The sequence below is a fragment of the Ferruginibacter profundus genome (assembly GCF_054783275.1).
The window spans coordinates 902,405-914,704 of record NZ_BAAGQW010000003.1 but is presented as its reverse complement, the minus strand read 5'-3'; the positions used below and the strand labels follow the sequence as shown (position 1 = coordinate 914,704).

Below are 12,300 nucleotides of genomic sequence, written 5' to 3'. Positions count from 1 at the left end.
CTGCAGGCTTAATGATAATACTGCCCTGATGGAATTTTAAAAATACGACCCCGCTGAAAACGGGTCAGCTCATTATATTCATCGGTATTCAGGTTGATCCAGTTTTGATAGGCGGGTAAATTTTGTGCAGCGGTAAATATCCATTGGTTATAGGCATCAAACATGCCTTCCTGTAATAACTGGCGCTGCAGTTCAAAAAGTTTAAAAGGAAATTTATTGCCAAAATCAGTAAACCAATCCAGTATAAAACGAGTCCTTATCATCGTCAGCGATTCGGTGTTGATACCACTGGCGGCCAGGTTGCTTTGCTTGTTCATGGTTTGCAAAAAGGCCTGCGTAAACGTATTTTTTTCAGGGTTATTTTTTTCATTTTCCAGGTTGGGGTCGGCAAATAATTTTTTATAGCTCTCTAATAAAATATTTTTTATTTCGGGAGATAAGGTACTGGAGGGTTCAATATTTAAAAAGATCTCGCCATATAAAATGCTCCAGGTTTTATCGGTGGTAAAATAATAATATTTGCAGGCGTTGTAATAATTTTTAGAAAAACCCGGATCAGATTGAATACCTTTTTCCCATTGTTTAATTGCGGTATAATCTTTTTGTGCCCAGAGTAATTCGCCCAGTTCGTTATACAAAGCGCCGCTTTGCGGAAACTGTTTCAAGCCTCTTTTATACACTTTTTCGCATTCTTTAGGATTATCTGTTGCCAGGTAAATATCACCGGCCACCTGGAAGGTTTGGTCATCAGCATCCGGCCTGTCTAAAAGCGGTTTATAGATCTCGAGTGCTTTGGTATAATCTTTTGAAAAGTAATAATTGAGGCCCAGGTCTTTCAGTATCTCTATATTTTTAGGGTCCAGTTTGGTAGCCCGGTTCAATACTAAAATGGCATTGGCATAATCGCCCTGGCGCATAAATGTTCTTGCAGTTTCATGCAATTGTGCCGCATCCTGTGCAGTTGCTGTAAACGCAATCGATAAAATAAAAAAAGAAAAAATAAACTTCTTTATCATGTATTAAAGGTATAGCTAAAATAAATACACAAAAAGTTAATCCGTTTTTTTGCACAAGGATGACTCGGGTTGAACGGATACTCACGGGTTTTTATTCTCCATTGCATAATAATTGGATTATTTTGGTAATCTGGCATTCTGCGAAACAGGATCATCTGTGTCCATCCAAAATAAAGCCGCTATACGATTGAATAAACTCTTGCGTAAAAAAATCATATAAAATCTATCCGGTCAGTGTCATCCGTGTTCCATGCATTCAGGCTTCCGGCGCATCAATCAAATGAGTAAGCAATCCGTCTCTCAGTTTAGGTTCAAACCAGGTACTTTTTGGCGGCATTACATTACCACTATCGGCAATGTCGAACAATTGCTGAATGGTTACCGGGTGTAAACTGAATGCCACAGCCATTTCGCCGCTGTTCACTCTTTTCTCCAATTCGCCCAGGCCACGTATACCGCCTACAAAATCAATACGTTTATCGGTGCGTTGGTCTTTAATGCCCAACACAGGCTCTAATAAATTATTGGAAAGAATAGTGATATCTAAAATGCCGATAGGATCGGTAGTAAATGTATTTTCTCTGGCAGTTAATTTATACCACTGATTATTGAGGTACATGCCAAACTCATGCAGTTTGGCGGGAGCCAGTGCTTCATTTATTTTTTCTACAGTAAAATTATTTTTTACCTGCATTACAAATTCATCTGCAGTTAGTCCGTTCAGGTCTTGTATCACACGGTTATAATCCATAATGTGCAATTGATCCGAAGGAAATAAGGTAGTCAGAAAATAATCAGCACCTTCAGTTGCCTGCTCGCCTAACGCCTTACGCACTTTAGCTGCAGAAGCGGCACGGTGATGGCCATCGGCAATATAGGTAACCGGTACCAGCTCTTTAAATAATTGCGTAATGCGGCTGATAGTAGCTGTATCATTGATTGTCCAAACACTGTGTTGTATTCCATCATCAGCAATAAAATCATATACCGGGCTGCGTTCTTTTTTCCAGTCGTTGATCAATGCGTCAATAGCAGCCACATTTTTGTAGGCTAAAAATACATTGCCGGTTTGTGCGCCGGTGGTTTTAATATGATTGATCCTGTCCTGTTCTTTTTCAGGCCTTGTAAATTCATGTTTTTTTATCAGGTCATTTTCGTAATCATTTACACTGCTGCCACAAACCAGTCCGGTCTGGCTTTTACCATTCATGATAAGCTGGTAAATATAATAGCAGGGTTTACTTTCCCTGAATAAAATATTACGGCTGGCAAAAGCATCTAAATTTTCTTTGGCTTTAAGATATACTTCCTGCGAGTGAATATCGGTAGTTTCAGGAAGGTCAATTTCACTTTTGGTGATGTGTAAGAAACTGGCCGGGTTTCCCTGCGCTTCTATCTTTGCTTCTTTGCTGCTGAGTACATCATACGGGCGTGAAGCGACCTGCTTCGCAAGTTGTGCTTCGGGCCTGAGTGCTTTAAAGGGTGCTATTGTTACCATTGTATTTAACTGTTAGGGGACGTTAAAATTAGTATATAAAATTTAATCGTGTATTTTAGTAAATTCCTGCATGGTATTAACCAAAAAGGCCACACTGCTTAAAGGCAAAGCGTTATATAAAGAAGCCCTGAAGCCACCAGACAAACGATGCCCTTTAATGCCCACAATGCCACGTTCTTTGCTAAACTTTAAAAATGATTCTTCCAGGGCAGGGTCGTTCATTACAAAGCAAACATTCATTTTGCTCCTGTCTTCCACCGCAACAGTGCCTTTGAATAATGGATTGTCATCAATCTCTTTATATAACATGGCTGCCTTCTGATCATTGATTTTTTCAATAGCGGCCACTCCGCCTTGTTCTTTCAGCCAACGTAAGGTAAGCATACATACATACACCGCAAATACAGGAGGTGTATTTAACATACTGCCCTCTTTAATATGATTGCGGTAATCCATTATAGTAGGGATGGCCCGTTTTACCTTGCCTAAAATATTTTTATTTACCACCACTACATTTACACCTGCTGCACCAATATTTTTTTGTGCGCCTGCGTAAATCAATCCAAAAGCATTAAAATCCATGTCGCGGCTAAGGATATCACTGCTCATATCGGCTACCAAAACATTACTTGTATTTGGGATTTTATGCCACTGGCTTCCGTAAATGGTATTGTTGGTGGTGATGTGAAAATATTTGGCATCGTTGGGTACCGCAAAATCTTTTGGTATGCTGGTGTAATTACTTTCTTTGCCACTGCAAACCATTTCTACCTTGCCGAATAATTTAGCTTCTTTTATTGCTTTACTACTCCACACACCGGTATCAGAATAAGCCGCTGTTTCTTTATCGTCTAATAAATTCATAGGCACCTGCATAAATTGCGTGCTGGCACCACCATGTAAAAACAAAACTTCGTGATCCGAATCCAGGTGCATCAGTTCTTTCAATAAAGCCTGTGCTTCATCCATTACAGCCTGAAATACAGGTGTACGATGGCCTATTTCTAATATAGATAATCCTGTATTGTTGTAATTTAATATGGCCCGGGCGGCTTCCTCAAAAACATTTTTGGGCAAAATAGAAGGCCCTGCATTAAAATTGTGTACCACTGCTTTGTTGATTAAAACTGATGAACTATAAATTTTCCGCTGCAAAAATACCCAAATCAAATTAATCCATCGGTAAATGATTAAAACATAGAAATCATTTACTAATCTTCCTGTTTTCCCAACATTTTACCACCTGCCTTCCAATTATTATTTAATTTGTCGAATTCTTTCAAATCCTGTTCGCTGAATTGCTGGTTCACTAAATTTTTAAGATCGGGCTGCCCGGCATTTACCCAGGCGGTGTACCAAAAGCTGGCTACAGCAAAAATAGATTGCCGCATTCTTCTTTCTATCATACCATCTAATTTTTTATTAAAAGCAATTGTAAATGCACTTGAATACTGCCGTACAATTTTTCCGTTTCTTTCTTCAAAAGAATATTTTTTATCATCACTGAATTGCAGGGTCAGTTGTTTTTCAAAAAGTAAAACACTGTCGGAAGCTTTGGCACTTTCTAAAACACGTTTCCAGATAAAATCACCGGGATTTTTTATATACTCCGCTTTGCCAATAAAAAAATCAAATTCTTTTTCGGCTAACAATTCCGGTACCCGGCTTTCCCAAAAACCATGTATGCCTCTTTGATTGGTAAACTGCCCGTTGTGATTACTGTTGGCATGCAGGGGTACATGTGCATCGCCAATGTAGTGACCGATCTCTGCACTTGTTTTCATAATCTTACTAAAATCTTTTGCCTTGAATGCATTGGTTAATCTCGCCAGCATGGTTTGCACATGCCAGGGCACAATGCCATAGGCCTTTACACTATCTTCCCCGAATTTTGCCACCACATCATTCCATTTACGGGGCAAACTGTCGTAGGGATATTTGCCATAATGATCAATATCAATATAGTGCCGTGCGCCTTCATCCGCAACTGCATACCTTCTTTTATCCGGATCAACTGCATGTTCACTTAAAAATGAAATATTGGGTTTATACAGTACCAGCATTTCAGGAGGTAATAAAAAAACAGCGTAGTAATTAATTTTCTGATGGCCATAAAAGCCCCAGCAATAGCAATTGGAATAGATAATTGATAATGCAATAATGAAGAATACTCTTTTCATGCCACCTTTTTTAGTTATAAAAAAGGCTTTTCTTTTGGAGAAGGTTCAGGAAGTGGTGGTTTCGTCATCCACATCAGTGATGCCGCCACTTACGGCAAACTTCATGGTTTGTGCAGCACTGATATTGGTGATGGGTTTTACTCTTTCTTTTGGAATAACATATACATTACCGGCAACAGAATATGCCATCGGAATGTATACGGTTACATAATCTTTCAATCCAAATTCTTCCATATCATCACGGGTGATAAATCCAAAACGCCACACATCATTATCATCTACATTAGCCAATACATTTTTGGTGAATTTTTTTTTGTCGCCGGCAAAGGCTTCAAAAAAATCACGGGTGGTGGAATAAATATATTTTATGCCGGGTGTTTTTTCTAAAAGTTTGTCCACAAAACTTACCACACGGCCGGTAATAAAGAACGAGCTGAAATATCCAATTACAATAAGTGCCGCAATGATAATTAAAAAGCCGATGCCATAATTCTGCACTTTTACATTACCCTGTACATCTTTGTAGGTAAAAATAGGTAACAAACTATCAATAGAAGTTACCACCCAGAAAATGGCATAAGCAGTAATAGCCAGCGGCGCCAGTATCAGTAACCCTTGTAAAAAATATTGCAGCAGCTTTTTGTAGTGAAACGGCCTTTTCATTCTTTGGTGATTTATACCACAAAGATACTCGAAATAAATATGCCCGGGCTGCCGTGTTTAAATTACTGCCGGCAATGTTTAATTTAACTAATTTTGAATTTAATTAATTAGTTTGTTGCAATGAGCAAAATTTTAATTGTTGATGACGAAGAAAAATTAAGAACGCTGATGGCACGCATTATCGGCCTGGAAGGGTTTGAAGTGTTGCAGGCGGCAGATATTAAAACGGCCACAAAAAAGCTGGAACAAACAGATATTGATGTAGTGTTGTGCGATGTAAAACTTCCTGATGGTACCGGTGTTGAATTTTCGAAACAGGTAAAAGAAAAACATCCTTTAATTGAGATCATACTGCTGACAGCGTATGGCAATATACCGGATGGTGTGCAGGCAATTAAGAACGGTGCTTTTGATTATATCACCAAAGGCGATGACAATAATAAAATAATTCCTTTACTCTATCGTGCAGTAGAAAAAGTGGCCCTTGCAAAAAGAGTGCAACACCTGGAAAAACAATTATCTCATAAATATTCTTTTGATAGTATCATTGGTAAATCAAAAACTATTGCAGCTGCCATTGAATTGGCAAAAAAAGTAGCGGTTACCGATGCGTCGGTTTTATTAACCGGCGAAACCGGTACGGGCAAGGAAGTATTTGCACAAGCCATTCACCAGGCCAGTAACAGGGCCAGTAAAAATTTTGTGGCCATTAATTGTGCGGCTATCAGTAAAGATTTATTGGAAAGCGAATTGTTTGGCCACAAGGCCGGCGCCTTTACCGGCGCAATTAAAGATACCAAAGGCATTTTAGAAGAAGCCAATAACGGCACTGTTTTCTTAGATGAGATTGGCGAAATGCCACTGGAACTGCAGGCAAAATTGTTACGGGTTTTAGAAACCGGTGAACTGATGAAAGTGGGAGAGAATAAAACCATCAGGATAAATATCCGCCTTATTGCTGCCACCAACAGAAACCTGCAAAAAGAAATTGAAGCCGGCAATTTCAGGGAGGATTTATTTTACCGCATTGCTGTTTTTCAAATTGCATTGCCGGCATTAAGAGAACGGGTAATGGATATTGAAGCATTGGCAAATCATTTTGCAAAAATTGTTGCTGCTAAAACCAATAAAAAAATAAAGCCTGTATCAAAGGAATTGGTGGCCATTTTAAAACAGCATCAATGGCATGGTAATATCCGTGAATTGAAGAATGTAATGGAACGGGCGGTGATATTAATGAACAATGATGAACTGACCATCGATAATTTACCTTTTGAATTGCAACAGGGGGTGAACACGCCTGAAGCCATGTTCCTCTCTGCATTCGATTTAGCCAGCGCCGAAAAAATCCATATTCAAAAAGTATTGAACTACACTAACGGCAATAAAACAGAAACTGCTAAACTGTTGAATATTGCGTTAACTACTTTGTACCGTAAACTGGAAGAGTACAAATTGTAGTAATCAAAAATAAAACCATAGAGGCATATAAGAAATATGCAAGATTTTTTTTCTTTCTTATATGTCCTTATATGCCTAAATGGTAAATTACGAGCTCGCCGCAGGTGGATTATCTCCCCAAAATAGTATTAGCAATGCAAGCTTTATTTACCATCCCACAATCTGGTACAATAAACGAATAAATATGTATATAATTACTAAAAAATTTATTGACCAATTGGCATATGAAATTATTGGTGCAGCAATTGAAGTGCTAAACAGATCGGCCCGGGATTATTGGAAAGTGTTTATCATGCTTGTATGAAAGAAGAACTTAAATACAGAGAAGTCCCTTTTCGATCGGAAATGATTATTCCGGTTAAATACAAGGAAATAGCTGTTGATGCCTTACTTAGGTGTGATTTATTGGTAGATAATTTAATTGTGGTAGAGCTGAAAGCTGCTGAAAAGTTGTTGCCAATTCATGAGGCACAGGCAATCACCTACATGAAATTATTAAAAGCTCCTAAAAGCATCGCTATCAATTTCAATGTGACCAATATTTTCAAGGAAGGTCAGAAAGCATTTGTTAGCGAATACTATAGAGATTTACAGGGTTTTTAAATATATCTATTTAGACATTTAAGGCATATAAGAAAGAAATGCGCTCTTTTGTATTTCCTAAATGTCTTAAATGCCTATATGGTAAAACTTCTTTTGTTTACCATCTTATCAAAATGCTAGCCCACCCTTTCAAAATGAAAGGGTTTTTTAATACCCTCTTTTTCTGCGATTCCTCTTAAACCCTTACTGCTTAGTGGTTTCTGTGTTTTTGTTGCCACAGGCATGGCAATTGACAATGTTCTGGCATAACAAAATGAAACAACCATGTTACTCACTATTCTCATCACTGGCGGCATTATACTATTTGCCCTTTTTTACCAGGCCATTAATTTTTTTGAAAAAATCTAACACCATGACAGCATTATTCATCATCTCACTGGCCGTGTTTGTTTACATGTGCTATGTACTTATTAAACCAGAAAAGTTTTAAACCATGAACACAGAAATCACCGGCATCATTGCCATGTTTGTACTGTTATTGTTGTTGGCCATTCCATTAGGCAGGTACATTGGAAAAATATTTACCAACGAAAACACCTGGCCGGATAAAATTTTCAATCCACTTGATAAAGTATTTTATAAACTCAGCGGTATTGATGAAAATAAACCCATGAACTGGAAGCAACATTTACTTGCATTGCTCACCATCAATTTATTTTGGTTTTTAATTTCCATGCTGGTACTCACTAACATGAGTTGGTTACCATTAAATCCGGATGCCAATCCATCCATGAGTGCCGACCTGGCCTTTAATACCACTGTAAGTTTTATCAGTAATACCAACCTGCAACATTATTCCGGCGAAACCGGTATGTCGTATTTAGGCCAGCTGATCTTAATGCTGTTTCAATTCATTAGTGCCGGTTGTGGTATTGCAATATGTGCGGTAGTGTTTATGGCAATGAAAGAAAAGACAACAGGTAAGCTGGGCAACTTCTATTTTTTCTTTGTAAGAAGTTGTACAAGAATATTATTACCGCTTTCATTGGTGGTAGCAGTGATATTTTTATTTAATGGTACGCCAATGACTTTTGAAGGTAAGGATACCATCACTACTTTACAAGGCGATACCGTGCAGGTAAGCCGTGGTCCTGTTGCGGCTTTTGTTGCCATTAAACAATTAGGTACCAATGGAGGCGGCTTTTATGGCCCCAACTCTGCACATCCGTTAGAGAATACGAGTTACTTCACTAATAGCATAGAAACGATTTCAATTCTCTTAATTCCAATGGCAATGATTTTTGCTTTGGGGTATGTTTTGAAAAGAAAAAAATTAGCATGGGTAATTTTTGGGGTAATGCTGGTTGGCTTCCTGTTGTTATTGATTCCTTCAGTAATAAGTGAAATGAAAGGTAATCCTGCTATTGCAAAACTGGGCATTCAGCAGCCAATGGGAAGTATGGAAGGCAAAGAAGTACGTTTTGGTTCAGCCGCCTCTGCATACTGGGCTATTAATACCACCTGCACCAGCAATGGTTCTGTAAATGCCATGCATGATAGCATGACACCGGCAACAGGCATGTTTGCTATGCTGGGCATGATGATCAATGCAATCTTTGGAGGCGTAGGTGTAGGCTTTTTAATTTTTTACATCTTTATCATACTTGCTGTTTTTGTAAGCGGTTTAATGGTGGGTAGAACGCCTGAGTTTTTGGGTAAAAAAATTGAAGCGAAAGAAATGAAGATCGCTATGATCATTGCATTGTTGCACCCGCTACTGATCCTGGCAGGTACAGCAATCGCAAGTCATATATATGCAGCCAATCCCGCTGCTTACGCCGCATGGTTAAACAATCCGGGTTATCATGGATACAGTGAAATGCTTTATGAGTTTACGTCTTCCAGTGCTAACAATGGCAGCGGCTTTGAAGGCCTTGGTGATAATACGCCATTCTGGAATATAGCCTGTGGTATTGTGATGTTACTCGGCCGCTACTTACCCATCATCGGGCCGGTTGCTATTGCAGGAATTTTAGCCAGCAAAAAATACATTCCTGAAAGTGCAGGTACATTAAAAACAGATACCGGCACATTTGGATTAATGGTGTTTGCTGTGATAGCTATTGTGGCAGCATTATCATTTTTTCCTGCACTGGCACTTGGGCCAATAGCAGAACATTTTTCAATAAAATAAATCAACCATACAGGCTTGCAGAGAATATAAAATAAATATTGTTCTATTAAATGTTCTTGTGTGCCTCAATGGTAAAATTAAAAATCATGTCAAAACAATCAAAAAATAATAAACTGTTTCAGGGCAGTTTAGTAAAAGAAGCACTGAAAGATTCTTTTCTAAAACTTAGTCCTGCTAAAATGTACCGCAACCCGGTAATGTTTACGGTATGGATCGGCACCATCGTTATGGCTGCAGTATGTGTATGGATAGGCACTGGTGAAACAAGCCAGGGTAGTTTGACCTACAATATCATCATCACGGCAATATTATTACTTACGCTGTTGTTTGCCAATTTTGCAGAAGCAATTGCAGAAGCAAGAGGTAAAGCACAGGCTGACTCATTAAGAAAAACAAGAGAAGAAACACCGGCTAAATTAATCCAGGTCATTGGCGAAATGTATGTGAATGAAGTAAAAATTGTGCCCTCTTCTCAATTAAGTAAAGGCGATGTTTTTTTATGTGAGGCCGGGGATATTATTCCCATGGATGGAGAGATCATTGAAGGGTTAGCCACCATTGACGAAAGTGCCATCACCGGCGAAAGTGCACCGGTAATAAGAGAAGCCGGTGGCGATAAATCTTCCGTAACCGGTGGCACAAAAGTTTTGTCCGACAAAATAAAAGTAAGAGTAACAACGGAAGCAGGAGAAAGTTTTTTAGATAAGATGATCGCATTGGTAGAAGGTGCATCAAGACAAAAAACACCTAATGAAATTGCACTCACTATTTTACTGGCAGGCTTTACGTTGGTGTTCATCATTGTAACGGTTACCTTAAAACCATTTGCCGATTATGCCAATACACCTATCACCATTGCTGCATTTATTTCTTTATTTGTTTGTTTAATACCTACTACCATCGGTGGTTTATTATCTGCCATTGGTATTGCCGGTATGGACAGGGCTTTAAGAGCCAACGTAATTACCAAGAGTGGTAAAGCTGTTGAAACAGCAGGCGATATTGATGTGTTGTTATTGGATAAAACAGGCACCATCACTATCGGCAACAGAAAAGCAACCGGCTTTTATCCTGCTGATGGTGTAGATGAAAAACATTTTATTAAAGCCACTGTACTCAGTTCAATCGCCGATGAAACACCGGAAGGGAAATCGATAATTGAACTGGCTGGCATCAATCCTGCGATTTATGAAATCAATCATCCACGGTTTATAAAATTTACCGCAGAAACAAGAAGTTCAGGAATTGACCTGCCTGCCGCACAGGCAGGATTTGAGAATATAAGAATAAGAAAGGGTGCATCTGATGCTATTAAAACGTTAACAGAAAACGCCGGTAATATTTTTCCTGCAGAAACTTCTGAAAGAGTGAAAATAATTTCCAGCAATGGGGGTACACCTTTAGTAGTGGCGGAAAATGAAAAAGTATTGGGCGTGATCGAATTGCAGGATATCATCAAACCCGGTATCAGCGAACGTTTTGAGCGCCTGAGAAAAATGGGTATCAAAACAGTAATGGTTACAGGTGATAATCCCTTAACAGCAAAATTCATTGCAGAAAAAGCAGGTGTGGATGATTTTATTGCCGAAGCAAAGCCGGAAGACAAAATGAACTACATCAAAAAAGAGCAGGCCAGCGGAAGGTTGGTAGCGATGATGGGTGATGGTACCAACGATGCACCGGCATTGGCACAGGCAGATGTTGGCGTGGCTATGAACAGTGGTACACAGGCAGCAAAAGAAGCAGGCAATATGGTTGATCTTGATAATGACCCTACCAAACTGATAGAAATAGTGGAAATAGGAAAGCAATTGCTGATGACGAGAGGTACACTCACTACATTCAGTATTGCAAATGATGTGGCAAAATATTTTGCCATCGTTCCGGCCTTGTTCATTACCTCTATACCGGCATTGCAGGCTTTAAATATTATGCAGCTGCATAGCCCCGCAAGTGCCATTCTTGCTGCCATAATTTTTAATGCCATCATTATTCCAATGCTGATTCCATTGGCATTAAAAGGCGTGGCTTATAAACCCATTGGTGCATCTGCTTTACTCAGGAGAAATTTATTCATCTATGGACTAGGTGGTGTGCTGGTGCCTTTTATTGGTATTAAATTAATTGACCTGTTAGTAGCAGTATTTATTTAAAATAAAAATTAAAAAAATGAAACAACATATTCTTCCGGCTATACGACTTACAGCAGTTTGCCTGATTTTCTTTGTCGTAATTTATCCTGCAATCGTTTGGGGTATTGCGCAATTAACTCCCAATAAAGGCCAGGCTGATACCATTACTGTAAATGGAAAAAAATACTACAGCAATATTGCCCAGAATTTTTCTGATGATAAATACTTCTCATCAAGGCCTTCTGCCGTTGCTTACAATGCAGCAGGTGCCGGTGGCAGCAATAAAGGCCCTTCTAATCCTGATTACTTAAAAGAGGTACAAAGCAGGATCGATACTTTTTTGGTACATAATCCGGGCGTACAAAAAAGCGATATCCCATCTGATTTAGTTACCGCAAGCGGTGGTGGATTAGATCCTGATATTTCTGTGCAGGCTGCTACAGTGCAGGTAAAACGTATCGCTGCAATAAGAGGTGTTAACACCTCAGTAATAGAACAAATTATTAGCAGCAATACTCAAAAGCCATTGCTGGGTGTATTAGGTACAGAAAAAATAAATGTTTTAAAACTGAATATAGAATTGGATAAACTAAAATAAAACCTCGCCGGCATT

11 protein-coding genes are annotated in these 12,300 nt (G+C 38.9%); 6 read left to right on the top strand and 5 right to left on the bottom strand.

What is annotated here, in order from left to right; all coding sequences use genetic code 11:
* Positions 1-8 precede the first annotated feature (8 nt).
* The 5 genes from ACYVM0_RS23650 to ACYVM0_RS23630 form a co-directional block, all read right to left on the bottom strand.
* Positions 9-1,016: a tetratricopeptide repeat protein gene (locus ACYVM0_RS23650; protein ID WP_460561318.1), complete on the bottom strand. Its 1,008-nt coding sequence runs from the start codon at positions 1,014-1,016 to the stop codon at positions 9-11.
* A gap of 256 nt (positions 1,017-1,272) precedes the next feature.
* Positions 1,273-2,514: a DUF1015 domain-containing protein gene (locus ACYVM0_RS23645; RefSeq protein ID WP_460561316.1), complete on the bottom strand. Its 1,242-nt coding sequence runs from the start codon at positions 2,512-2,514 to the stop codon at positions 1,273-1,275.
* Positions 2,515-2,556: 42 nt separating this feature from the next.
* Positions 2,557-3,669 (bottom strand): 3-phosphoserine/phosphohydroxythreonine transaminase, encoded by a 1,113-nt coding sequence (gene serC, locus ACYVM0_RS23640; RefSeq protein WP_460561314.1) that lies wholly within the window; start codon positions 3,667-3,669, stop codon positions 2,557-2,559.
* Between the two features lie 56 nt (positions 3,670-3,725).
* Positions 3,726-4,694: a zinc dependent phospholipase C family protein gene (locus tag ACYVM0_RS23635; RefSeq protein WP_460561312.1), complete on the bottom strand. Its 969-nt coding sequence runs from the start codon at positions 4,692-4,694 to the stop codon at positions 3,726-3,728.
* Between the two features lie 45 nt (positions 4,695-4,739).
* The gene (locus ACYVM0_RS23630) at positions 4,740-5,357 is read right to left on the bottom strand and encodes a DUF502 domain-containing protein (RefSeq protein WP_460561310.1); all 618 of its coding nucleotides are present in this window, start codon (positions 5,355-5,357) and stop codon (positions 4,740-4,742) included.
* 120 nt (positions 5,358-5,477) lie between these two features.
* Between ACYVM0_RS23630 and ACYVM0_RS23625 the strand changes: the two genes are divergently transcribed.
* The 6 genes from ACYVM0_RS23625 (at position 5,478) to ACYVM0_RS23600 (ending at position 12,285) form a co-directional block, all read left to right on the top strand.
* Positions 5,478-6,818 (top strand): sigma-54-dependent transcriptional regulator, encoded by a 1,341-nt coding sequence (locus ACYVM0_RS23625; protein ID WP_460561308.1) that lies wholly within the window; start codon positions 5,478-5,480, stop codon positions 6,816-6,818.
* Between the two features lie 261 nt (positions 6,819-7,079).
* Positions 7,080-7,421, top strand: a complete 342-nt coding sequence (locus tag ACYVM0_RS23620) for a GxxExxY protein (RefSeq protein WP_460562318.1) — start codon at positions 7,080-7,082, stop codon at positions 7,419-7,421.
* Positions 7,422-7,656: 235 nt separating this feature from the next.
* Positions 7,657-7,851, top strand: coding sequence for a potassium-transporting ATPase subunit F (locus tag ACYVM0_RS23615; protein ID WP_460562316.1), 195 nt, complete (start codon positions 7,657-7,659; stop codon positions 7,849-7,851).
* 3 nt (positions 7,852-7,854) lie between these two features.
* Positions 7,855-9,555 (top strand): potassium-transporting ATPase subunit KdpA, encoded by a 1,701-nt coding sequence (gene kdpA, locus ACYVM0_RS23610; RefSeq protein ID WP_460561306.1) that lies wholly within the window; start codon positions 7,855-7,857, stop codon positions 9,553-9,555.
* A gap of 86 nt (positions 9,556-9,641) precedes the next feature.
* The gene (gene kdpB, locus ACYVM0_RS23605) at positions 9,642-11,708 is read left to right on the top strand and encodes a potassium-transporting ATPase subunit KdpB (protein WP_460561304.1); all 2,067 of its coding nucleotides are present in this window, start codon (positions 9,642-9,644) and stop codon (positions 11,706-11,708) included.
* A gap of 16 nt (positions 11,709-11,724) precedes the next feature.
* Entirely contained in the window at positions 11,725-12,285 is a 561-nt protein-coding gene (locus tag ACYVM0_RS23600) for a potassium-transporting ATPase subunit C (protein WP_460561302.1), read from the top strand.
* The last annotated feature ends 15 nt before the right edge of the window (positions 12,286-12,300 follow it).

Coding starts and splice junctions, on each gene's coding strand:
- ACYVM0_RS23615 (WP_460562316.1), top strand. CDS start 7,657: ATGTTCTGGCATAACAAAATGAAACAACCATGTTACTCACTATTCTCA.
- ACYVM0_RS23630 (WP_460561310.1), bottom strand. CDS start 5,357: ATGAAAAGGCCGTTTCACTACAAAAAGCTGCTGCAATATTTTTTACAA.
- kdpB (WP_460561304.1), top strand. CDS start 9,642: ATGTCAAAACAATCAAAAAATAATAAACTGTTTCAGGGCAGTTTAGTA.
- ACYVM0_RS23600 (WP_460561302.1), top strand. CDS start 11,725: ATGAAACAACATATTCTTCCGGCTATACGACTTACAGCAGTTTGCCTG.
- ACYVM0_RS23645 (WP_460561316.1), bottom strand. CDS start 2,514: ATGGTAACAATAGCACCCTTTAAAGCACTCAGGCCCGAAGCACAACTT.
- ACYVM0_RS23635 (WP_460561312.1), bottom strand. CDS start 4,694: ATGAAAAGAGTATTCTTCATTATTGCATTATCAATTATCTATTCCAAT.
- kdpA (WP_460561306.1), top strand. CDS start 7,855: ATGAACACAGAAATCACCGGCATCATTGCCATGTTTGTACTGTTATTG.
- ACYVM0_RS23625 (WP_460561308.1), top strand. CDS start 5,478: ATGAGCAAAATTTTAATTGTTGATGACGAAGAAAAATTAAGAACGCTG.
- ACYVM0_RS23650 (WP_460561318.1), bottom strand. CDS start 1,016: ATGATAAAGAAGTTTATTTTTTCTTTTTTTATTTTATCGATTGCGTTT.